This window comes from Cryobacterium lactosi, from assembly GCF_004403945.1.
GTDB classification, from domain to species: domain Bacteria; phylum Actinomycetota; class Actinomycetes; order Actinomycetales; family Microbacteriaceae; genus Cryobacterium; species Cryobacterium lactosi.
In genome coordinates this window covers 158168-179382 of sequence record NZ_SOHM01000034.1, presented here as the reverse complement: position 1 = coordinate 179382, position 21215 = coordinate 158168, and the positions used below count along the sequence as shown (strand labels likewise).

Sequence of the window (21215 nt, the reverse complement as noted above, 5' to 3'; positions counted from 1 at the left end):
GGCCGAAGCCGGGCGCACCGGCAGGGGCACCCGGACGGGTGAAGCCGGGGCGAGCGCCACCGGCGCCGCCCGGAGCGCCACCGGGGCGCTGGAAGCCACCCGGACGCTGGCCGAAGCCGGTCGGGCGAGGTGCCTGGCCGGGTCCACCGGGGCGCGGGGCGCCGGGGCGGGGTGCGGCAGGGCGGGGGATGTTGCTGGGCGAGGACGTGGACGGCGGACGCTGTCCCATGCCCTGCGCGCTCGCGAACGGGTTGTTACCCGGACGCGGGGTGGGGGTCTTGCCCATGCCCTGGTTGCTGGCGAACGGGTTGTTGCCCGGACGGGCTCCCGGACGCGGCACGGTTCCGCCTGGCTTGGCGGCCGTGGCCGTCTCGCCGTCGGCCTTGGGGGCCGGCGTGGCAGCGGAGGGCGTCGTCTCGGTGCCCGCGGTGGCGGGCGCCTCGGCGGCGGCCTTCTCGGTCGCTGCGGCCTTTTCGGCGGCGGCGGCCTTCTCGGCAGCCTGAACCTGGCGCTCGGCGACGGTCAGCGGTGCGGCCGGCATCGGCGGGGCATCCACGGCGGGAGCCTCGACGACCGGTGCGGGCACCGGTGCGGCGGGACGCGCCGGGCCCGGACGGACGCCGGGCTTGACCGTGCTGGTCGACGCGGGCTTCGCGGCGGCAGGAGCCGCCGGGGTGGCAGCGGCGCCGCCGGTGGCGACTCCGTCGGCCTCGAGTGCTGCACGCAGACGGCGGGCAACGGGGGGTTCAACGCTGGAAGACGGGCCCTTGACGAACTCGCCCATCTCTTTCAATTTGGCAAGGGCTACCTTGCTGTCGACACCGAGCTCAGTAGCGATCTCGTGTACGCGTGGTTTCGCAGCCACAATTCTCCTGTTCCGGGCCTGCACCCGGAAAGGGGCAGGCCGTTAGTAACGGACGGTTCTCATTTCGAGCCGCTCATTAGTTATCCATTAGCCAAGTCAGCCTGTTCTCTAGTTGTTTTGCGTCCAGGGGGCTGGTCACCCGGAGAGCACGCCCAAAAGCGCGCCGCCTCGCGGCCTCCTGGAAGCACGCGATGGTGGGATGAATCCACGCGCCTCGCCCAGGGAGTGTGGCGGTTTCATCCACCACAAGGTCCGAATTCTGGGCGACGATCCTCAGAAGTGAGGAGCGTGAGGCGCGGGAACGGCATCCAATGCACGTTCTAACGGGATCCATCGTACCCCCTATTCGTCATCCTCCAGAATGCTGTCCGGCTGGATGTCGATTTTTGCGCCGGTCAGTTTGGCGGCGAGGCGGGCATTCTGGCCCTCCTTGCCGATCGCGAGCGACAGCTGGTAGTCGGGCACCAGGGCCCGGACTGCCTTGATCGACTCGTCGATGACGTAGGCGCTGGTGACCTTGGCGGGCGAGAGCGCGCTGGCCACGAAGGTGGCCAGGTCGGGCGAGTAGTCGACGATGTCGATCTTCTCGTTGTTGAGCTCCGCGGTCACCGCGCGCACGCGCTGGCCGAGCTCGCCGATGCAGGCACCCTTGGCGTTGACGCCGGGCTCGGTGGCGCGCACGGCGATCTTGGTGCGGTGTCCGGCCTCACGGGCCAGTGACACGATCTCCACGACGCCGCTGGCGATCTCGGGGACCTCCAACGCGAACAGCCGGCGCACGAGCGACGGGTGGGTGCGCGACACGGTGATCTGCGGGCCCTTCATGCCGCGGCCGACGGCCGTGACATAGACCCGGATGCGCGCGCCGTGCACGTAGCTTTCGCCGGGAACCTGCTCTTCGGGGGGAAGGATCGCCTCGATGGTGCCGAGGTCGACGTGGATCATGCGGGGGTTGGGCCCCTGCTGGATGACGCCCGCGACGATCTCGCCTTCGCGGCCCTTGAACTCGCCGAGCACCGCGTCATCCGCGATGTCGCGCAGCCGCTGGTTGATGACCTGTTTGGCCGCGAAGGCGGCGATACGGCCGAAGTCGTCGGGGTTGTCAACGGCTTCGCCGATGATGTTGCCCTCTTCGTCGTGCTCAGGAATGTAAATGTCGACGTGACCGGACTTGCGGTCGAGTACGACGCGAGCTCCGGGTTCTTCTTCCGCGGCCTGCTTCAGCGGCTCACCCTGGTGGGTGTGCTTGAGGTAGGCCGTCAGAATTGCTTGCTCGATGATCTGCACGAGTTCCTCGAAGGGAATCTCTTTCTCGCGCTCCATCAGCCGCAACACGCTGAGGTCGATGTCCATGGCCGGCCTCCTCTATTCAGATCTTGCCGCCGCGAAACCGCGCAGCGGGCTTCTCCCTACGGTACCGGAATCCCCGGGCGCCCGTCACCCGGTCAGCACCACCCGGCCGGACTCGCCACCCGCAGACCGGCACTCCGGCACTGTGCGCGGTTACGATAACCCGATGAATACTCGATCTTCGGCAGAGTCCGGCGCCCGTTCCGCTGGACGTGCCGCCCAGAGCGCCGGCAACAACCCGCAACTGAAGACCCTGGCCAAGGTCGGTTATGCGGTCAACGGGCTGCTGCACGCGCTCATCGGCGCCATCGCGATCAGCCTCGCCGTCGGCGCCGGCGGCGAGAGTGCCGACCAGTCCGGCGCGCTCGGGCAGCTGGCCCAGTCCCCCGGCGGGATTTTTGTGATCTGGACCATCGTCGTCGGCCTGACGGCCCTCGGGCTGTGGCAGGTCCTGCAGGCGCTCCTGGTGCCTGGCACCGATCCGAAGAAGGTTTGGGGACACCGGCTCAAGGAGATCGGCAAGGGCGTGGCGTACCTGTTCGTGGCCGGCACGGCCCTGACTGTGGCGCTGACGGGCTCAGCGGATTCCTCCGGAAGCACCGCATCCGCCAGTGCCACTGTGCTCGCCCTGCCCGGCGGACCGGTTCTGCTCATGGCCGCCGGGATCGCCGTCCTGGCGATCGGCGGCTACTTCGTCTACAAGGGCGCCGCGCGGAAGTTCACCGAAGACCTCGCCGTGCCTGCCGGCACCCTGGGTACCGTCACTGTGGGGCTCGGCGTCGCCGGGTACATCGCCAAGGGGATCGCCGTGGGCGTGGTGGGCATCCTGGTGATCGTGGCGGGCTTCACGGTCGACCCGAGCCAGTCGACGGGTCTGGACGGAGCGCTGCGCTCCCTCGCGGCCTTGCCGTTCGGCGTGGCGATCCTGGTGCTCGTGGGGCTCGGCCTGATCGCCTACGGCGCCTACTGCTTCTTCCGGGCCCGCTTCGCGAAGCTCTAGGGCGCACCGACTCGCGAAAGCGGTCGTACGGTCATCTCAGCAGGCTGAGGCAACCGTACGACCGCTTTCGCGTGTGCGGGTCAGTCGAAGTGGGCGGCCAGCTCGGTCACGGCCACCTGGGTGCGCTCCCCCGAGCGGCGGTCCCACAGCTCCACGATGCCGTCTGCCGCGCCGCGGCCCACGATCACGATGGTGGGCACACCGATCAGCTCGGCGTCGCCGAACTTCACGCCGGGCGACACCTTGCGGCGATCGTCGTAGAGCACCTCGCGGCCGGAGGCCTCGACCATGGCGGTCACGGCCTCGCTGGTCGTAAAGACGACCTCGTCGCGGCCGGTGGCGATCACGTGCACGTCGAACGGGGCAACGGCCTCGGGCCAGATCAGGCCCTTGGCGTCGTTGTTCAGTTCGGCGATCACGGCGAGGGCACGCGTGACACCGATGCCGTACGAGCCCATGGTCACGGTGACGAGCTTGCCGTTCTCGTCGAGCACCTTGAGTCCGAGCGATTCCGCGTACTTGCGGCCGAGCTGGAACACGTGCCCGATCTCCATGCCGCGGGCCAGCTCCACCGGGCCGGAGCCGTCGGGAGCCGGGTCGCCGGCGCGCACCTCTGCGGCCTCGACGGTTCCGTCGGCGACGAAGTCACGGCCGGCGACGAGGCCGAAGACGTGGCGGCCGGACTCGTTGGCACCGGTGATCCACTCGGTGCCGTCGACCACGCGCGGGTCGACCAGGTAACGGATGCCGGTGGCCGACTCCGCGCCCAGCATCGCGCCGGTTGCAGCCCACGGGCCGATGTAGCCCTTGACCAGGCCGGGGCGGCCGGGGATCTTGTCGAGCTTGGCGAAGTCGCCGTCGTTGGCCGCTTCCACCTCGGCGGGGGCGAAGGCCACCTCGACGCGCTTGAGGTCGACCTCACGGTCGCCGGGCACGCCGATCACGACGATCTCGCGGCTGCCGTCGAGCTGCACGAGCGCGAGCACCACGTTCTTCAGCGTGTCCGCCGCGGTCCACTCGCGGCCGTCGGGGCGCGGGTGGTTGGCGTTGGCGCGCTCGACCAGGGTCTGGATGGTGGGGGTGTCCGGGGTGTCGTGCACCTCGGCGGCCGGGAAACCGGTGAAGTCGATCGCGGCGGGCGCCAGGGTGCGGAACGCCTCGACGTTGGCCGCATAGCCCCCGTCAGAGCGCACGAAGGTGTCTTCACCGACCGGGGTGGGGTGCAGGAACTCTTCGCTCTTGGAACCACCCATCGCACCGGCATCCGCCTGCACCACGACGTACTCGAGGCCGAGGCGGGTGAAGATGCGCTCGTAGGCGTCGCGCTGGGCCTGATAGCTCACGTCGAGGCCGGCGTCGGTGTGGTCGAAGGAGTACGCGTCCTTCATGGTGAACTCGCGGCCGCGCAGCAGGCCACCACGGGAACGGGCCTCGTCACGGTACTTGTCCTGGATCTGGAAGATCGACAGGGGCAGGTCCTTGTAGCTGTTGTACAGGTCCTTCACCATCAGGGTGAAGACCTCTTCGTGGGTCGGGGCCAGCAACATGTCGCTACCCTTGCGGTCCTGCAGGCGGAACAGGCCGTCGCCGTACTCGTCCCACCGACCGGTGACCTCGTAGGGCTCGCGCGGCAGCAGGGCCGGGAAGTGCACCTCGAACGCGCCGGCGGCGGCCATCTCCTCGCGGATGATGGTCTCGATCTTCGCCTTCACGCGCAGACCCAGCGGCAGCCAGGCGAAGATGCCCGGCGCCTGACGACGGATGTAGCCGGCCCGCACAAGCAGACGGTGGCTGGTCACCTCGGCATCAGAGGGGTCTTCACGAAGGGTCCGGAGGAAGTAGTTCGACATACGAATAGGCACGCACCTACTTTACGGCGCGCGGGCACAGCGCAATCCCCTTGAGATCGTTGGTCGAGCTTGTCGAGACCCCGCGGCCGACGGACCAGTGGCGACGCAGGCAGACTGGGTCACCGGGTCTGCGTCGACAAGCTCGACCAGCGGGATGGTGCGTTTTGCGACTGGCCTGCGGCTAGTTGGCGCCGACCGTGACCACGGGGGCGCCGAGGCTGTCTTCGCTGGGCGGCATCTCGGCGGCCATCCGGTTGGCCTCTTCGATCAGGGTCTGCACGATCTCGGACTCCGGCACGGTCTTGATGACCTCGCCGCGCACGAAGATCTGGCCCTTGCCGTTGCCGGAGGCCACACCGAGGTCGGCGTCGCGGGCCTCGCCCGGTCCGTTGACGACGCAGCCCATGACGGCCACGCGGAGCGGCACTGTCATGCCCTCCAGGCCTTCGGTGACGTCGTTGGCGAGCTTGTAGACATCCACCTGGGCCCGGCCGCAGCTGGGGCAAGAGACGATCTCGAGCTTGCGTTCGCGCAGGTTCAGCGACTGCAGAATCTGCAGGCCCACCTTGATCTCCTCGGCGGGCGGGGCGGAGAGCGACACCCGGATGGTGTCGCCGATGCCCTCGCCGAGCAGGATGCCGAACGCCGTGGCGCTCTTGATGGTGCCCTGGAAGGACGGTCCGGCCTCGGTGACGCCGAGGTGCAGCGGCCAGTCGCCGCGTTCGGCGAGCAGCCGGTAGGCCTTGACCATGATCACCGGGTCGTTGTGCTTGACCGAGATCTTGAAGTCGTGGAAGTCGTGATCCTCGAACAGGCTGGCTTCCCACACGGCGCTCTCGACGAGTGCCTCCGGGGTGGCCTTGCCGTACTTCTGCAGCAGGCTGGGCTCGAGCGAACCGGCGTTGACGCCGATGCGGATGGAGACACCGGCGGCCTTGGCTGCGGCGGCGATCTTGCCCACCTGGTCGTCGAACTTACGGATGTTGCCCGGGTTCACCCGCACGGCCGCGCAGCCGGCGTCGATCGCCGCGTACACGTAGCTGGGCTGGAAGTGGATGTCGGCGATGACCGGGATCTGGCTCTTCTTGGCGATGATCGGCAGCGCCTCGGCGTCGTCGCGGCTGGGCACGGCGACACGCACGATGTCACACCCGGAGGCGGTGAGCTCGGCGATCTGCTGCAGCGTCGCGTTGATGTTCGTCGTGGGAGTCGTTGTCATCGACTGCACGCTGACTTGAGCGTCGCCGCCGACGAGGACCTTGCCGACCTTGATCTGGCGGGACTTGCGTCGGGGAGCGAGGATTACGGGGACTTTGGGCGTACCCAGGTTTATAGCGGCCACGAATGTAGCTTACGCGTGACTTATCCCGCGAAGCTGAACCATTCCCGAACGGTTGAGGCGCCGGCCGGGCCGGTTCAGCCGAAGATGTTGATCGGATTGACGATGTCGGCGTACATGAGCAGCAGGCTCATACCGCCGAGCACGATCACCACGGCGAAGGTGAGCGGCATCAGTTTGGCCGTGTCGACGGGGCCCGGGTCGCGGCGCTTGAACAACTTCGCGAACCAGCGACGGATGCCTTCCCAGAGTGCCCCGGCCACGTGGCCGCCGTCCAGGGGCATCAGCGGCACCAGGTTGAAGACGAACAGGGCGATGTTCAGCGAGCCGAGCAGCCCGAGCAGGCTCGCGACCTTGCTGTGCAGCGGGATGGTGTCGATGCTGGCGATCTCACCGGCCACCCGGCCGACGCCGACGACGCTGATCGGGCCGTTCGGGTCCCGCTCCCCCGAACCGAATGCGGCGTTGGCCACGTCGATCAGGCGTTCGGGGAGGTTCAGGATCATGTGGAAGACCCCGGCGATGTTCTCGCCGACGGCGGGCAGCACCGCGGTGATGGGCTGCTGCACGAGTTCGCCGGCCGGGCCGATGCCGACGAAGCCGACCTCCGTGGTCTGCGGGTCCCCGTTGGCGTCGGTGACGACCTCGTTGGCGTCGTCCGTCACGTAACGCTCGGTGAGTTTGGGGGTGATGACCAGCGTCTGCTCGGCGCCGTCCCGTTCGACGATGACCTGCAGCGGGGTGCCGGAGGACTCCCGGATGATCGCGGTGGACTGGTCCCAGCTGGTGATCGCGGTGCCGTCGATGCTGACCAGACGGTCGCCGGGCTTGAGGCCGGCAGCGGCGCCCGGAGCGGCCTCGTCGCCCTCCGCACAGGTCTGCCGGTCGCTCGTGGCCGGCAACACGCAGGCGCTGACGCTGCCGACGGTGGTGCTGGCCTGGGTGGTGCCGAACCCCATCAGCAGCACCGCGAAGAGCACCACCGCGATGAGCAGGTTCATGAACGGGCCACCGAGCATGATGATGACGCGCTTGAACACCGGCAGTTTGTAGAACGCTCGGTGGTCCTCGCCCTCGCCGATGGTGTCGGCGCTGGCCTGGCGGGCCTCCTCGATCATGGTGGGCCGGGCGCCGGGCTTGGGATCCGGATCGCCCTCCTGCACCAGTTGTTGGAAGAACCCGGTGCTGTTCGAGCGTGTCGCGGCACCGTTTTTGGCGGGCGGGAACATGCCGATCATGGAGATGTAGCCGCCCAGAGGGAGCGCCTTCACGCCGTATTCGGTCTCGCCTTTGCGCTTGGACCATATGGTGGGTCCGAAACCGATCATGTACTGGGTGACTTTGACGCCGAACAGCTTGGCCGGCACCAGATGGCCGATCTCGTGCAGGCCGATGGACAGCGCGAGGCCCACGACGACGACGGCTACGCCCAAGATGTACAACAGCACGGTTTCCACATCCGTAGATTAGCCTTCTCTAGCTGCAAGTCGGCTGGCCGTTGACCGGCTCCCGGCGAGCCGCGAGAATTGCCCTCGACCCGAGAACATCCCGATTTCACTGCCCTGGAGGCCCGCCCTGTCTGCACCGACCGAACCGCTTCGCGATCCGTCGAGGTCAGACACCCTGATCGGGCTGGTCATCGCCGACAGGTTCCGCCTCGACAGGCTGATCGGGACCGGCGGCATGGCCACTGTCTACGAAGCGGCCGACCTGGCGTTGGGCCGCACCGTCGCCCTGAAGCTGTTCCGGATGGACACCGCCGACGATTCGGGTCCGCAACGGCAAAGCGGCGAGGTCATGGTGCTCGCCAGCCTCAACCACTTCGCGTTGGTCACCCTCTTCGACGCCGGCACCGAACACATAGACGGCGTCACCCGGTCGTTCATCGTGATGGAGTACGTCGACGGCTCCGACCTGCGCAGCCGCATCAACGAGGGCGCGGTGGCACCCGCCGAGGTGGCCAGGATGGGCGCCGACCTGGCCGAGGCTCTGCACTACGTGCACGCCAAGGGGATCATCCACCGCGACATCAAGCCCGCCAATGTACTGCTGGCCCCCTCGGACTTCCCCGGCCGGGTCTCGCACGCGAAACTGGCCGACTTCGGCATCGCCAGGCTGTTCGACGCCACCCACCTCACCCGCACCGGCTCGGTGCTGGGCACCGCAGGCTACCTCAGCCCGGAGCAGGCCCTCGGTCAGCCGATCGGGCCGCCCAGCGACGTCTACTCGCTCGGCCTGGTGCTGCTCGAAAGCCTCACCGCCACGCGCAGCTACCCGGGCACGGCCATCGAATCGGCCATGGCCCGGCTGCAACGCCAGCCGGAGGTTCCGGAGTCGTTGGGCGCCGAATGGTGCGCGGTGCTCGCCGGCATGACCGCCCGCGAACCGGGCGACCGCCTCACGTCGGCGGATGCCGCGGTGCGGCTGCGCGAGCTCGTCCCGGCCGGGTCCACGGCCGCATCCGTCGCCGACGAATCGGCACCAGCCGACGACGCGACCGAGCTGATGGCTGCCGGCCTGACCGTTTCCGGGGACGAGCCGACCCGGCTGCTGCCGGTGGCCCCAGCGGCGGAGCACACCGCGAAGACCGAGCGCCTGGGCGCGACGGCGCGGTCGGACCTGACCTCGGTGCCGGCACCGGCCGGCTCCCCGCCGCCCCGACGTTCCGCTGCCAGGATCGGCCGGCGGCCGGTGATCATAGGGGCGCTCGTGGCGCTGGCCGCGGTGATTGCGCTGGTTTTTCTCGTGCAACCTGGTGATCCAGCACCCGAACCCCCGGCGTACCCCGCTGTGGAGGGCGACCTCGGCACCCACCTCCAGCAGCTTCAAGAGAGCGTGACCCCATGATCGCCAGGACCTTTCGTTCATCCCGCGCCCGGTTCGTGTTGGCGGTAGCCGGCCTCGGCCTCGCCGGCAGCCTGCTCGCCGGCTGCGCGGGCGCCTCCCCCGAGCTGGACTCCGGCGCGGCGGCCACGCTGCAGGACGGTGTGCTCGCCGTGAGTTCCGCCGCCGCCGCCGGGGACTTCGCGACGGCGCAGACCGAGCTGGGCACCGTGCAGACTGCGCTGGCCGACGCGTCAGCCGCCGACGCCGTCACAGCCGCGCGGGCGGCCGAGATCCAGGCCGCCATCGACCTGGTCGGCGCGGATCTCGCGGCCTCGATAGTCGCGAGCACACCCGTGCCGACCTCGACCCCCGAACCGGTCAGCACCGACGACGACGACGACAACGACGACAACGACAACGACGACGACCCGGCGCCGGCCAAGCCCGAGAAGCCCGCCAAAGACACCGGCGACTGCAAGAAGAAAGACAAGTGCGACTAGCCAAGTCCCGCGAACTGTGAGCTAAGCACCTTCCGAGCGCCCGGATGCGTGCTTAACTCACAGTTCGCGGAGGGGCGGACCCTTGACTGTCGGCGGGCATTGACAAAGAATTGCTGCGACCAGACATCAGGAGGCCCGCCTGACTACCTCGACCGAGCCGATTCGCGAACCGACGCGAACCGATACTGTGCTCGGACTCACGCTCGCGAATCGATACCGCCTCGACAAATTGATCGGGTCGGGTGGGATGGCCGTTGTCTACCAGGCGGCCGACCTGGCCCTTGGCCGCACCGTCGCCGTGAAGCTGATGCGATTCGATCCCGCCGGCGGTGCCGGATCGACGCGCCACAGCGACGAGGTGGCGGTGCTGGCCCATCTCAATCATTTCGCCCTGGTCACCCTCTACGACGCCGGAGTCGAGGTGATCGACGGGGTCTCCCGGTCGTACATTGTGACCGAGTTCGTCGACGGCACCGACCTGCGCAGCCGCCTGCTGGCCGGCCCGATGGACCCCGCAGAGGTCGCCAGGCTGGGCGCCGACCTCTGTGAGGCACTGCACTGCATGGGTTCGCTGGGCATCACGCACCGCGACATCAAGCCGGCGAACGTGTTGCTGGCACCGTCTGACTTTCCGGGCCGCGTCACCCGTGCCAAGCTCGCCGACTTCGGGATAGCCCGGCTGTTCAACGCCGCGCACCGCACCGAGACCGGTGCCGTGGTCGGCACGGCCGGCTATCTCAGCCCCGAGCAGGCCAGCGGACTGCCGGTGGGCCCGACCACCGACGTGTATTCCCTGGGTTTGGTGCTCCTGGAGTGCCTCACCGGTGAACACAGTTACCCGGGCACGGCCGTGGAGTCGGCGCTGGCCCGGTTGCAGCGGCAGCCGGAGATCCCCGAGTGGCTCGGGCCGGACTGGCGCCGACTGCTGACCGGGATGACGGCGAGGCGGCCCGAAGACCGGCTGCGGCCCGCTGAGGCCGCCGGCCGGCTGCTCGCCCTGACGCCCTCGGCCGGCCGGATGCCCGCAGCCGACCCGGCACACGAAGACCTGGTGCCCCAGGAGACGGTTCAGCTGAGCACCGTGCAGGAGGACCTGCTGCCGGACCTCACCGTCACCCGGGCGCTCGAGGTGCCGACGACTCTGCACCGCGAAGTGCCACCCGTGCTACCCGTGGAGCCGACGGAGCACCACACGGCTCCTTCCCGCCGCACGGCCGGCCGCCCCGAGGTGAAGCGACCGCGCAAATCGAGGGCGGCGAACCGCTCGCGCCGGTGGCCGCTGCTGCTCAGCGGGCTCCTGGTGGCGGTGTTCACCGTCGGCGCCGTGCTGTTCGTGGTTCCCGGCGCGGAGCCGCCGCCGGAGCCGCCCGCGTATCCCGCGGTCGGCGGCCAGCTCGGGGAACACCTCAAGCAGCTGCAAGAAAGCGTCGACCCATGACCCGCCGTTCGCCGACCGGCCTGGGTCACCGCATCCGCACCGGCGCAGTGGCCGCACTCCTGGTGGCGGGCTCATTGGCCGGTTGCACCAGCAGCACGCCCGGAGTGCCAACCCAAACTACGGCCCAGCTGCAGGCCGCCGTGCTCTCGGTGACCGCCGCCGCCGCCGCGGGCGACTATGCGGGCGCGCAGTCCGCGGTCGCCGGGCTCAAGGCCGCGCTGGCGGCCGCCGTCGAGGACGGCAACCTCACCGAGGCCCAGGCGGCCCAGATCCTGGCCGCCATCGCCCTGGTCGACGCCGACCTGGCCGCGGCGCTCACAGCGGCGACGCCCGCCACGCCGACCAAGCCCAGCACCCCGGCTCCCACCAACACACCGGACAGCCCGCCGGAGCGCACCACCGAGCCGGAGGCCCCGGTCACCCAGGTGCCCACCCCGACACCATCGAGCAGCCCCACCCCGGTGCCGCCTGAGCCCCAGCCGACCACCGAGCCCACGCCGCCCCCGGAAACACCCGCCCCCGAGACGACGCCCGACCCCCCACCGACGGAAGAGCCCATCACGCCCGACCAGAACACCGGCGGTTCCGGCGTCGACGCGCCGGCTGCAGGCTGAGGCGCCCTGCAGCGCCCGACCCGGTAGCCTGTCCCCGTCGGCCCACTCTCCCGGAGGATCTCATGCCCCAGCACCTCATCGTCGGCGCCGGCTGGATCGGCGGAGAACTGGCCCGTCAGCTGGTCGCCCGCGGCGACGACGTCACGGTCGCCACCCGCTCCGGCACCCCGGTGGCCGGCACCATCGCCCGGGTGCTCGACGCGTCGGACCCTGTCGCCTTCTGCCTCGCGGCGGAGCGCATGCAGACCATCTTCCTGTGCACCAATCCGCCATACCCCGACTGGGCCCGCCGGTGGCCGCCGGTGTTCGCCGCGGCGATCGCCGCGGCATCCGTCTCGGGCGCCAACCTGGTCGTGATGGGCAACCTCTACCCGTACGGCTCGCCGACCGGGCCGATGACAGAGCACTCCCCCGAGACCACGACCGAATCGAAGGGCGTGATTCGCCGCGACGGTTGGCACCGGGTGCTCCAGGCGCACGAGCGGGGCGAGATCCGTGCCGTCGAAGTGCGGGCGAGCGACTACTTCGGGCCCGGTGTCAGCGGCACCGCGCACCTGGGCAAGGCGTTCTTCGGCGCGGTGCTGGCCTCCAAGACCGCCAGGGCCGTCGGCCGGCCTGAGCTGGTGCACAGCTGGAGTTACATCCCGGACATCGCCGCGACGATGATCGCCGCCGCCGGGCACACCGGCCCCTGGGGGCGCCTCTGGCACGTGCCGAGCGGCGCTCACAGCCGTACCGACATCGCCGGCCAGTTGAACGCCCACTACGGCAGTCACGGCACGGTGGCCGGCTACCCCGAGTGGATGCTGCGCTCCCTCGGCGCGGTCAGCCCGCTGATGCGCGAGGTCTACAAGTCCAGCTACCAGTTCCAGGTGCCGTATGTGATCGACTCCACCGAAACCGAGCGGGAATTGGGCGTGGCTGCGACCCCGTGGGACCAGGCGCTGATCACCACGGCCGACAGCTACCGCCCGTAGCGGACCGGGCGGCGCCGTTCAGCGTGCGATCGAGTCGATGATGGTGTCGGCGGCGGCGCGAGCCCAGCGCTCGGCCTCGGCGAGCGACTCGAGGGTCAGCTCGCCCTGCGTCTCGTGGGCGTCCACCACCCGCTGCACGGTGTCGACGATGTCGAGGTACCCGATCCGGCCGGCGTGGAAGGCCAGGACCGCCTGTTCGTTGGAGGCGTTGAACACCGCCGGGTAGGTGGCACCGGCCCTGCCGACCTGCTTGGCCAGCTCCACGGCCGGGAACGCCTCGTCGTCGAGCGGTTCGAAGGTCCAGGTGTGCGGGGTGGTCCAGTCGATCGGCACGCCGACGGCGGCGACCCGGTTCGGCCAGTCCAGGCCCAGCGAGATGGGCAGGCGCATGTTCGGCGGCGATGCCTGGGCGATGGTGGACCCGTCGATGAACTCGACCATCGAGTGGATGAGCGACTGCGGGTGCACGACAACGTCGATGCTCTCGTAGGGCACGTCGAAGAGCAGGTGCGCCTCGATGATCTCGAGCCCCTTGTTCACCAGGGTTGCGGAGTTGGTGGTGATGACAAGGCCCATGTCCCAGGTGGGGTGCGCGAGCGCCTCCCGGGGAGTCACATCGGCCATCTCGGCGCGGCTACGGCCGCGGAACGGGCCGCCGGATGCGGTGAGCACCAGTCGGCGCACCTCGTCGGCGGTACCGGAGCGCAACGCCTGCGCGATGGCGGAGTGCTCGGAATCGACCGGCACGATCTGGCCGGGCGCGGCGAGCGCCTTGACCAGGTCGCCGCCGACGATCAGGGATTCCTTGTTGGCCAGCGCCAGGGTGCGGCCGGCCTTGAGCGCGGCCAGGGTCGGGCCCAGCCCCACGGAACCGGTGATGCCGTTGAGCACGACGTCGGCATCGACATCCCGCACCAGCTGCTCCGCCTCCACGGCGCCGACGGCGGTGTCGTCGACGTTGAAAGCGGCGGCCTGTTCGGCCAGGAGTTCGCGGTTGCTGCCGGCGGAGAGGCCGACCACCTCGAACCGGGTGGGGTTGGCTTTGATGACGTCGAGCGCCTGGGTACCGATCGAGCCCGTGGACCCGAGAATGATGATTCGCTGCACGAGCCCATGCTAGGCGCACCGCGGATATATGCCGGGCTGCGACTGACCCGCGCTGTAGGGTCGTTGAGTGACCGGAGCAAAGCACGACCCAGCAGGCGAGCCCGAAACCGCGCCGGAATCCCCCGTCGAACAGGTGCCGGCTGCCGACGAGATCGTCGAGATCTCCGCGAAGCCCAAGCGGCCCGGGTTCGTCTACTTCCTCGGTTACGGCATCATGGCGCCCATCGCACGCCTGGTCTTCCGGCCTCGCATCACCGGCAAGGAGAACATCCCGCGAGAGGGCCGGGTGATCCTGGCCAGCAACCACCTGTCGTTCATCGACAGCATCGTCATCCCGCTCACCGCGCCGCGGAGGGTGCAGTTCCTGGCCAAGTCCACCTATTTCACCGGCACCGGCTTCAAAGGTTGGGTATCCCGCCAGTTCTTCACCTCGATCGGCGCCATCGGCGTGGAACGCGGCGCAGGCCAGGCCGCTCAGGTGGCCCTTGACGCCGGCAAAGAGGTTCTCGACGTGGACGGCGCCTTCGCGATCTACCCCGAGGGCACCCGCTCGCTCGACGGCCGGCTCTACCGCGGCCGCACCGGCGTGGCCTGGCTCGCCCTCACCACCGGTGCCGTGGTGGTGCCGGTGGGCCTGATCGGCACCCAGGAGATCATGCCGGTGGGGTCGAAGATGCCGCGCATCCGCCGCATCAGCGTGAAATTCGGTGAACCGATCGACGTGAGCGTGCACGGCACCGCCGACTCGGGCCGCGCCCGGCGCAAGGCCACCGACGAGATCATGGCCGCGATTCACGAGCTCACCGGTCAGGACCTGGCGCACAGCTACAACGAATCACCGCCCACCACCGTGGTTCAGCGGGTCAAACGTGCCATCTGGTGGCGCGAGCTGCGCTAACCGCAGTCGGGCCGACCCAACACTTAGCCCTTGCGCTTAGTGATGCGCATCGGCTAACTTAGCCCCATGGCTCAGTATTCCTCGACCCTCGACGGTCTCTTCCAGGCCGTCGCCGACCCCACCCGCCGTGCCGTCCTGAGCCGGCTGGGCTCCGGACCCGCCAGCATCGGCGAGCTGGCGGCGCCGTTCGACATGGCGCTGCCGTCGTTCATGAAGCACATCGGCTACCTCGAAAAGACGGGGCTGATCCGCACCCGCAAGTCTGGGCGGGTGCGTATCTGCACGATCGAGCGCGGCACGTTCAGCCTGATCGACGGCTGGCTCAGCGAGCAGCGCACCATTTGGGAGGGCCGTACCGATCGGCTCGAGCAGTTCGCCACCTCCCCCGACCCCGATCCACGCCGTGACAAGGAGACCCCCGCATGAGCGCATCCGCCCACCCCGAACTCGACCTCACCGTGTCCCGCATCATCCGCGCGCCGCGCGCCACCGTCTGGAACGCGTGGGCCGACCCGGCCAGCTTCGAACGCTGGTGGGTTCCGGCGCCGACGATCTGCCGGGTGCGCGAGATGGACCTGCGCCCCGGCGGCTCCTTCCGCACCGAGATCAGCGACGACGGAATCGAATTCGGTCCGCACATCACCGGGTGCTTCCTCGCCGTCGACGAGCTCGAGCGCATCGTGTTCACGGATGCGCTGGTCGCGGGTTGGCGCCCCGCCGAGGCCGCATTCGTGACCGCCGTGATGACCATGACCGACCACCCCGACGGCACCGAATACACCGCAACGGCGATGCACCGCAACCGAGCCGACCGCAACCAGCACGAGGAGCTCGGCTTCCACGACGGCTGGGGCACCGTCATCCGCCAACTCGCCGAACTCGTCGAGCACGACGCACGTTGAGAAGGTCCTAGTGGGCAGAATCGGACCGATTCCGGGACGCGGCACAGGTCAACCGGCGGCAAACACCTGACACCCTGGCATCGGTCTTACATATGAACGGCGTACGAACACTGCGCGGCCGAGCCGCACAACCACGCGGGTTGATGGTCGCGAGGTGACCCACCCACCCATCCTGGGGTCATAGTGGGCAGTGAACGATCGTGCGCCCAGGCTGCGAGCGGCGGCGGGAGTCTTCCCTGCCGGGTGAAGAGCCGCGGCAATCACTGCTCATCGACTGCGAACGGATGACCTCCGCATGCCCGAGACCCGTCGTCAGACCCCCGTACGAAAAGTCCTCAGTCTCGGGCTCAGGGGTCGGATCGGTGAACTCGCACCGGCGATGCTCGCGCCGAGACTTTTCGAGGCCAGTGGCCCTCACGGCCCCTGGCTTCGCGAGCGCTATCGGGAGATCCTTCCGGTCGTACTTCCCGACGCCTTGGACGCGTTGGAGACGGGCCACAGGATCAATGCGACCAGCGTCGAGGTCATCCGGGGGTCCGCGATCGCCATGAGCGACACTCAGGTGCCCCTGTCGGTGGTGCTGCGCGGCAGTATCCCCGCCCTGCGGGTGTTCAGTTCCTTCATCCACGCACGGGAGACCGGTCTCGCACCGCGGGATGTCACGATCCTCATGGGTCGCGCTGCGCTCATCGCCGGTGAACTCGGTGCGTGTTGGGCGGAGGCGTGGGCCCAGGCCCGCACCTCGGGCGACCCCGGCGATCACCTCGCGGACGGCGACTCCCTCGATCTGGTGGGGGTGCCGGGCACCGCGCAGAGTCCGGGCCTCGAAATGCTCGCGCTCGTGGCGTCCGGCCGTTCGAACGATCAGATCGCCCTGGCCACCGACTACAGTCCGCAAGCCGTGAAGTGGCATCTGGCCCGGATGATGCGTCAGTGGAAGGTGGACAACCGCGCGACACTCGTGGCCGTTGCCCTCGTGCGCGGGGTGCTCGTCGTCCGCCCTGACCGGCCCGCTTCGCTCTCCTGACCCGACCTTCGACGACACCTCTACCACGCCAGGTGGACCGTTGCGGGTGGTGTGGACCGATCGGCTAACGTGCCCGCCATCCCCACGCTCGGAGGCTGGTCCCTTCGTAGGGTTGCGAGTGCCTTCCGACGCAATCGGAAGAACCCCCTCAATGAATTGGAGTCAATCATGGCCAACTTGAACGTCACTTACGGTGATATGCGTGACGCCGGCACCCGGCTCATCAACGGCGAGCAGGAGATCGAGTCCAAGCTGCGCGAGCTGAAAACCCTCGTCGACGGCCTGATCGGCGGCGGCTACGTCACTGACAAGTCCTCGGTCGCCTTCGGCGCCTCGTACCAGGAGTTCACCGACGGTGCCACCAAGACCATCCACGGTCTCGAAGGGATGAGCCAGTACCTCACCGCCGCCGCCGACGCTCTGGAGAACACCGACACCGAACTCGCCAAGGCGCTCGCCCGGTAATCCAGCCCCACCGCAGCTGAGGCGCCGGAGGCTCCTGTACGAGCCCCGGCGCCTGCTGCGTCCTCCAGTCCCGCACCCGACGAAAGTGAACGCCATGGCAAACCTCATCGTGACCAGCGCCGCGCTCGACGATTCGGCCGAGAAGCTGAGCTCGATCAAAACCGAATTCGACGGGGCCGACCGTCGAGCAACAACCGACGCGGATGTGTGGGGCGCCTCCCCCGTCGAGGCTGCCATGGAGAAGTTCGGCACGGACTGGAGCATCCACCGCGGCCACATCTCAACGGCGATCGGCGACCTCCACAAGAAGCTGGAGGACATGAGCACCGCGTGGAACAACACCGAACAGGGCCTGTCCGACAGCCTGACCACCGAAAGCGTCTGACCGGTCGATTGTCCGGGCCGCTTCCCCTCACCACCTGAAAGGCCACACAATGTCCGCTCGCCATGGCAACTGGCACCTTCTCGACCACTCGGTCGACCCCGTCGGAGGCGACCCCATCCGGCTCACCGCGACGATCAAGTATTACCGCGAGATGGCAGAGACCATCACCAGCGAAGCCGCTATGCTCACGAGGATCGGCGACGGGGACTCCACCGAGTTGAAAGGGGAAGCAGCCGACGCGCTGCGCTCGAGCAGTCGTAAAGTCGCCGAATCACTCAGCGTCGCATCGGGACGCTACGAGGCCGTCAGAGTCGCCTTGACGGCCTATGCGCCCGAACTGGACCTGGCCATCCGAGATTCCGGACTCGCCCTGGCGGACGCCGACGCTGCTGAAGCCTCGAGGATCAGCTCCCAAGCCCTCGTCGATCCGAGCGCCAACCGCTCCGAGTCGGCACCGCCTCTGACCGAGAAGGAGACCCTCGCCACCGATCAACGCACAGTGGCCATCGGTGATGCGCAGAACGCGGCGGCCGACGCCCGCGTGCGCCTGAGCAAGGCCCTCACTGCACTGCAGCATGCCGGAGAGACCGCCTCGAAAGTCATCACAGCCGCCTGGGATGATGGACTCACCGACACTCGTGCATACAAGATCAAGCAGGACTTCATCAAGTTCCTCAAGATGCTGGTGAAAGTGTTCATGTGGATCGGAGTCGCGCTGGCGGTGCTCGCCTTCTTCATCCCCGGGCTCGGCGCCCTCGCCATCGCCGGAGCGGCCGTCGCCGTCGTGGCGCTGGCCGCTTCGACGGCTCTCGCGGCAATGGGGGAAGGTTCCTGGCTCGACGTGATCCTTGCCGCGGTCACCGTACTCCTGATCGGGGCCGGCGCCATCGTCGCAAAATTGGTGCAGGCCTCGCATATCAAACTGCTCGCTCAGGTCACCACGAGGACCACCAAGCAGGCAGAATACGCGGCCAAGCTCGGACCGAGGATCGCCGTGAAGCGTGCCGCCCAGTACAACGCGGCGTTGAAGGGGGACATCCCCTTGCAAAAAGCCATGGACCGCATCGCCAGGTTGGACCGCCAGGTCGTCAACGTGAACGCGAAGGCGGCCACGAACACCAAAATCCTCGACGACTTCAAGGTGCAGCCGCAATGGTGGAGGCCCCGCGACCCCGCTTATCGCGGTACCGAGGTCAACAAGATCAAGGACGTGCTCACGGGCAACTACAGGGTGGACAGGCTGGTCTCGGTGGACAGGGCGCTGAAGTACCGAGACCTGAGAGAGGTTGCCAGCACGTCATTCGGGATCCAGAGCAAGGTGCCCCCTGCGTGGCACTTCGCCAACGGCGGTCGGGTGGCCTACAGCTGGGGCGCCAACGTCCTGAAAATCGGGGTCACCCCCACGGCTCAGGGCGGCGATACCAGCCGGTGGAGCGCCTACACGGCCGGCCAGGCCACGCTCACGACGCCCAAGCCATGACGGCGACGACGACGACGACCCCGTGGTCGCTGGATGTGGGCCTACCCGATTGGCTCCTGATCCCCGTCGGACCTGTCAGCCCGCCGTTGTGGCGAGAAGACGTCACCCGGGTCTTCTCGGCCATGGTCGACGTCGACGAGCGGCTGAGTTCGGATTCGGAGCATCTTCGCCCGGCTGTACCGCTCGACATCGACGGAGCCCTCGATACCCTTCTCGACTTCGGCGCGGCCCTGCCCCCTGGGGCGCGATTGGTCGCCGGCCTCTCGGTCCCCTGGCGGTGGCCCCTCCCGGTGATCATCACCGTCACCCCGGTCCATGACCCTCCCCTGAGCCTTCTCGAACTCACCGGCGGTAAAGGGGTGATCGCCGCGGCCGGCCGGCCGGCCGACGTCGACGAGGACCTCGGTGACAGCATTCGGAGCACCCGATTCGACCTGGACGACGCCGGCGACATCATCGCCACCGTCAGCTGCATCCGCCGTGACAGCGGCGCCGACACCGTCGTGACGTGGCGCACGTCGGACCTCGACGTGGTCACTCAGTTCACCCCCTGGCTGGAACGCCTCCTGGCTGCGGTAAGGATCGGTGAGAGCGAATGAGCGTGCCCGAACCGAACCGGCCTGAGCAGGACGAACCCCAGGCGTCGTTCGTCATCGCTCTCCCACCCGGCTGGGTCAGGCTCCCGGCCAGGCCCGCCGCCGAGCGGCAGCTCCGGTCGGCGATCGAGGAGATCGTCGCCGAAACGATCCCGGCCTCACTGCCCCGTGGCAGCGCCGAACCGTGGCGGGGTGAACTCCGCAAGCGACTCACCCACGCGGTCGTCGACGCCGGAGATGCCGGCGCGAGCGCCGTCTATCTGCCTGTACGCGCCGTCAACGGCGTGGTTGTGCCGGCCTCATTCATCGAGTCCGAAATCGACCTCGACGGTGAGGACTCACCGGAGTCGGTCATCGCCGCCATCGTCGGAGACGCCGGGTGGGCGGCCAGCCGGCGAACCGTCGACGGGGCGGTGGCGGCGCGCACCGATCGCAGCGAACGCCGGGTTCAGATCGACGGCGACTGGCCGGAGGTGACGACCCGGCAGATCGTCTACACGATCGGTGTCCCTCACCGCGAGGGCCGGTGGTTGGTGCTGTCGTTCTCGGTTGTCGCTCACGACGCCGCTGATGGCGCGCTCTGCGATGCGCTCGTGTACCTCTTCGACGCGCTGATGACGACGTTTCGGTGGAGTGACGTTCCCGGGGAGGACCCCAGCGCCCTTGCCACCCGATTGCACGAGATCCAATCCCGGTGACGGCACGGTGTCGCACTCCGAATCGAAAGGGCACCGCCATCGAAACTCTCCTCAGGATGTTGGGCCTCGCCGTCGCCCTCGCCGCCGTGGTCACCGGAATCGTCGCGTTCGCAAAGCACCGGACGCGCCTGCGGATTCCCCGGTCGGGCGTTGGTGTGGCGCGTGACCCACTGGCAAGTCGCACCCTGGACGGCGCACTCGATGGCCTCACCCTCCTACTGGGCAGGTCGGGACGAACACGTCCGGGGATCGTCCTGGTGACGATCGATACAGAGTCGATTCGGCTGCGCCTCTCGACGCCCTGCCCGAATCCGCCGGCACCGTGGTGCGCGACGGCGAACGACACGATCTGGAGCCGACCTGCCGCCGGCATCCGGCCGTCTCCACCGGCAACGCCGGGCAGCCACGGCATCACCGGGATGGTGACCGTGAGCAACGCCAACGGCGTGGTGACCCTGCTGGACCTCTCGGAAGCCCGCGGCCTGGTCTTCCTCGAGGGTGACCGCCCTGACCTCGTCCGCCTCGCCGAGGGCTGGGTGGACGACTTCATCCGGAATCCCTGGTCATACGGCCTGCCGGTCCTCCTCGTCGGCCGAGACGAGGGCCCGTCAGGTGGACCGGTTTCGGCCACCACTGCGGCCGAACTCCTGGAGACCGTGACCCGCGGTGGCGCCGGCCTGGCCGTCGTCGACGAACCCCTGACGGGCCAGGTGAGCGTCGGACTCCGCCGTGCTCTCGAGTCCCCGGACTGTCGGTGGGCGGTCGTCTCCATTGCCGGAGCCGAGGGTGCGCGCTGGCGATTCACCGTGCAGGCGGATGGGTCGATGACCAGCGAGGTATTCCCGGCCGACCAACCGACCGCGCTGCATGACGGCTCGGCGCGAGCGCTATGAGAGCC

Annotated in this window: 23 protein-coding genes; 16 read left to right on the top strand and 7 right to left on the bottom strand. The window is 68.7% G+C overall.

Annotated features, from left to right (window positions below; translation table 11 throughout):
• The 3 genes from E3T61_RS17260 to nusA form a co-directional block, all read right to left on the bottom strand.
• Window positions 1-865, bottom strand: an 865-nt coding sequence (locus E3T61_RS17260; protein ID WP_174777042.1) for a translation initiation factor IF-2 N-terminal domain-containing protein, incomplete at its 3' end; no start/stop codon positions are given.
• 76 nt (window positions 866-941) lie between these two features.
• Window positions 942-1199, bottom strand: coding sequence for a YlxR family protein (locus E3T61_RS17255; protein WP_134642082.1), 258 nt, complete (start codon window positions 1197-1199; stop codon window positions 942-944).
• Between the two features lie 8 nt (window positions 1200-1207).
• Window positions 1208-2218: a transcription termination factor NusA gene (gene nusA / locus E3T61_RS17250; protein WP_134642081.1), complete on the bottom strand. Its 1011-nt coding sequence runs from the start codon at window positions 2216-2218 to the stop codon at window positions 1208-1210.
• Between the two features lie 163 nt (window positions 2219-2381).
• Between nusA and E3T61_RS17245 the strand changes: the two genes are divergently transcribed.
• Window positions 2382-3215 carry a DUF1206 domain-containing protein gene (locus tag E3T61_RS17245; RefSeq protein ID WP_134642080.1) on the top strand — a complete coding sequence of 278 codons (834 nt, stop codon included), beginning with the start codon at window positions 2382-2384 and terminating at the stop codon, window positions 3213-3215.
• Window positions 3216-3295: 80 nt separating this feature from the next.
• On the opposite strand, the gene E3T61_RS17240 is transcribed toward E3T61_RS17245, so the two are convergent.
• The 3 genes from E3T61_RS17240 to E3T61_RS17230 all read right to left on the bottom strand — a co-directional run bounded on the left by E3T61_RS17240 (window position 3296) and on the right by E3T61_RS17230 (window position 7861).
• Window positions 3296-5065, bottom strand: a complete 1770-nt coding sequence (locus tag E3T61_RS17240) for a proline--tRNA ligase (protein WP_134642098.1) — start codon at window positions 5063-5065, stop codon at window positions 3296-3298.
• 181 nt (window positions 5066-5246) lie between these two features.
• Window positions 5247-6407: a flavodoxin-dependent (E)-4-hydroxy-3-methylbut-2-enyl-diphosphate synthase gene (gene ispG / locus E3T61_RS17235; protein WP_134642079.1), complete on the bottom strand. Its 1161-nt coding sequence runs from the start codon at window positions 6405-6407 to the stop codon at window positions 5247-5249.
• Window positions 6408-6481: 74 nt separating this feature from the next.
• Window positions 6482-7861 (bottom strand): M50 family metallopeptidase, encoded by a 1380-nt coding sequence (locus E3T61_RS17230; protein WP_198418722.1) that lies wholly within the window; start codon window positions 7859-7861, stop codon window positions 6482-6484.
• A gap of 88 nt (window positions 7862-7949) precedes the next feature.
• On the opposite strand from E3T61_RS17230, the gene E3T61_RS17225 reads away from it, so the two are divergent.
• The 5 genes from E3T61_RS17225 to E3T61_RS17205 all read left to right on the top strand — a co-directional run bounded on the left by E3T61_RS17225 (window position 7950) and on the right by E3T61_RS17205 (window position 12759).
• Window positions 7950-9251, top strand: a complete 1302-nt coding sequence (locus E3T61_RS17225) for a serine/threonine-protein kinase (protein WP_338145542.1) — start codon at window positions 7950-7952, stop codon at window positions 9249-9251.
• Window positions 9248-9730 carry a hypothetical protein gene (locus tag E3T61_RS17220; RefSeq protein WP_134642077.1) on the top strand — a complete coding sequence of 161 codons (483 nt, stop codon included), beginning with the start codon at window positions 9248-9250 and terminating at the stop codon, window positions 9728-9730. The genes E3T61_RS17225 and E3T61_RS17220 overlap by 4 nt, the downstream gene beginning before the upstream one ends.
• A gap of 187 nt (window positions 9731-9917) precedes the next feature.
• The gene (locus E3T61_RS17215) at window positions 9918-11168 is read left to right on the top strand and encodes a serine/threonine-protein kinase (RefSeq protein ID WP_255455702.1); all 1251 of its coding nucleotides are present in this window, start codon (window positions 9918-9920) and stop codon (window positions 11166-11168) included.
• A complete protein-coding gene (locus E3T61_RS17210; RefSeq protein WP_134642075.1) occupies window positions 11165-11782 on the top strand; it encodes a hypothetical protein in 618 nt (205 codons plus the stop codon). The genes E3T61_RS17215 and E3T61_RS17210 overlap by 4 nt, the downstream gene beginning before the upstream one ends.
• Window positions 11783-11844: 62 nt before the next feature.
• Window positions 11845-12759 (top strand): NAD-dependent epimerase/dehydratase family protein, encoded by a 915-nt coding sequence (locus E3T61_RS17205; protein WP_134642074.1) that lies wholly within the window; start codon window positions 11845-11847, stop codon window positions 12757-12759.
• Between the two features lie 18 nt (window positions 12760-12777).
• On the opposite strand, the gene E3T61_RS17200 is transcribed toward E3T61_RS17205, so the two are convergent.
• Window positions 12778-13866 carry a 1-deoxy-D-xylulose-5-phosphate reductoisomerase gene (locus tag E3T61_RS17200; protein WP_134642073.1) on the bottom strand — a complete coding sequence of 363 codons (1089 nt, stop codon included), beginning with the start codon at window positions 13864-13866 and terminating at the stop codon, window positions 12778-12780.
• Window positions 13867-13933: 67 nt separating this feature from the next.
• On the opposite strand from E3T61_RS17200, the gene E3T61_RS17195 reads away from it, so the two are divergent.
• From E3T61_RS17195 to E3T61_RS17150, 10 genes are all read left to right on the top strand, one after another.
• A complete protein-coding gene (locus tag E3T61_RS17195) occupies window positions 13934-14764 on the top strand; it encodes a lysophospholipid acyltransferase family protein (RefSeq protein ID WP_241992644.1) in 831 nt (276 codons plus the stop codon).
• Window positions 14765-14830: 66 nt separating this feature from the next.
• Window positions 14831-15190 (top strand): ArsR/SmtB family transcription factor, encoded by a 360-nt coding sequence (locus E3T61_RS17190; protein ID WP_134642072.1) that lies wholly within the window; start codon window positions 14831-14833, stop codon window positions 15188-15190.
• Window positions 15187-15666: an SRPBCC family protein gene (locus E3T61_RS17185; RefSeq protein ID WP_134642071.1), complete on the top strand. Its 480-nt coding sequence runs from the start codon at window positions 15187-15189 to the stop codon at window positions 15664-15666. The genes E3T61_RS17190 and E3T61_RS17185 overlap by 4 nt, the downstream gene beginning before the upstream one ends.
• 547 nt (window positions 15667-16213) lie before the next feature.
• Window positions 16214-16693 carry a helix-turn-helix transcriptional regulator gene (locus E3T61_RS17180; protein ID WP_166793287.1) on the top strand — a complete coding sequence of 160 codons (480 nt, stop codon included), beginning with the start codon at window positions 16214-16216 and terminating at the stop codon, window positions 16691-16693.
• Window positions 16694-16861: 168 nt separating this feature from the next.
• Window positions 16862-17158 (top strand): WXG100 family type VII secretion target, encoded by a 297-nt coding sequence (locus tag E3T61_RS17175; RefSeq protein ID WP_134642069.1) that lies wholly within the window; start codon window positions 16862-16864, stop codon window positions 17156-17158.
• 94 nt (window positions 17159-17252) lie between these two features.
• A complete protein-coding gene (locus E3T61_RS17170; protein WP_134642068.1) occupies window positions 17253-17543 on the top strand; it encodes a hypothetical protein in 291 nt (96 codons plus the stop codon).
• A 49-nt stretch (window positions 17544-17592) separates the two neighbouring features.
• Window positions 17593-19023 (top strand): hypothetical protein, encoded by a 1431-nt coding sequence (locus E3T61_RS17165; protein ID WP_134642067.1) that lies wholly within the window; start codon window positions 17593-17595, stop codon window positions 19021-19023.
• Complete coding sequence (locus E3T61_RS17160; RefSeq protein WP_134642066.1) at window positions 19020-19622, top strand: hypothetical protein; 603 nt, start codon at window positions 19020-19022, stop codon at window positions 19620-19622. The genes E3T61_RS17165 and E3T61_RS17160 overlap by 4 nt, the downstream gene beginning before the upstream one ends.
• Window positions 19619-20317: a hypothetical protein gene (locus E3T61_RS17155; protein ID WP_134642065.1), complete on the top strand. Its 699-nt coding sequence runs from the start codon at window positions 19619-19621 to the stop codon at window positions 20315-20317. Before E3T61_RS17160 ends, E3T61_RS17155 begins: the two co-directional genes overlap by 4 nt.
• Before the next feature lie 56 nt (window positions 20318-20373).
• Entirely contained in the window at window positions 20374-21210 is an 837-nt protein-coding gene (locus tag E3T61_RS17150; protein ID WP_134642064.1) for a hypothetical protein, read from the top strand.
• Window positions 21211-21215: the final 5 nt, after the last annotated feature.

Coding starts and splice junctions, on each gene's coding strand:
- E3T61_RS17255 (WP_134642082.1), bottom strand. CDS start 1,199: ATGGATCCCGTTAGAACGTGCATTGGATGCCGTTCCCGCGCCTCACGC.
- nusA (WP_134642081.1), bottom strand. CDS start 2,218: ATGGACATCGACCTCAGCGTGTTGCGGCTGATGGAGCGCGAGAAAGAG.
- E3T61_RS17245 (WP_134642080.1), top strand. CDS start 2,382: ATGAATACTCGATCTTCGGCAGAGTCCGGCGCCCGTTCCGCTGGACGT.
- E3T61_RS17240 (WP_134642098.1), bottom strand. CDS start 5,065: ATGTCGAACTACTTCCTCCGGACCCTTCGTGAAGACCCCTCTGATGCC.
- E3T61_RS17220 (WP_134642077.1), top strand. CDS start 9,248: ATGATCGCCAGGACCTTTCGTTCATCCCGCGCCCGGTTCGTGTTGGCG.
- E3T61_RS17210 (WP_134642075.1), top strand. CDS start 11,165: ATGACCCGCCGTTCGCCGACCGGCCTGGGTCACCGCATCCGCACCGGC.
- E3T61_RS17205 (WP_134642074.1), top strand. CDS start 11,845: ATGCCCCAGCACCTCATCGTCGGCGCCGGCTGGATCGGCGGAGAACTG.
- E3T61_RS17190 (WP_134642072.1), top strand. CDS start 14,831: ATGGCTCAGTATTCCTCGACCCTCGACGGTCTCTTCCAGGCCGTCGCC.
- E3T61_RS17185 (WP_134642071.1), top strand. CDS start 15,187: ATGAGCGCATCCGCCCACCCCGAACTCGACCTCACCGTGTCCCGCATC.
- E3T61_RS17180 (WP_166793287.1), top strand. CDS start 16,214: ATGAGCGACACTCAGGTGCCCCTGTCGGTGGTGCTGCGCGGCAGTATC.
- E3T61_RS17175 (WP_134642069.1), top strand. CDS start 16,862: ATGGCCAACTTGAACGTCACTTACGGTGATATGCGTGACGCCGGCACC.
- E3T61_RS17170 (WP_134642068.1), top strand. CDS start 17,253: ATGGCAAACCTCATCGTGACCAGCGCCGCGCTCGACGATTCGGCCGAG.
- E3T61_RS17165 (WP_134642067.1), top strand. CDS start 17,593: ATGTCCGCTCGCCATGGCAACTGGCACCTTCTCGACCACTCGGTCGAC.
- E3T61_RS17160 (WP_134642066.1), top strand. CDS start 19,020: ATGACGGCGACGACGACGACGACCCCGTGGTCGCTGGATGTGGGCCTA.
- E3T61_RS17155 (WP_134642065.1), top strand. CDS start 19,619: ATGAGCGTGCCCGAACCGAACCGGCCTGAGCAGGACGAACCCCAGGCG.
- E3T61_RS17150 (WP_134642064.1), top strand. CDS start 20,374: ATGTTGGGCCTCGCCGTCGCCCTCGCCGCCGTGGTCACCGGAATCGTC.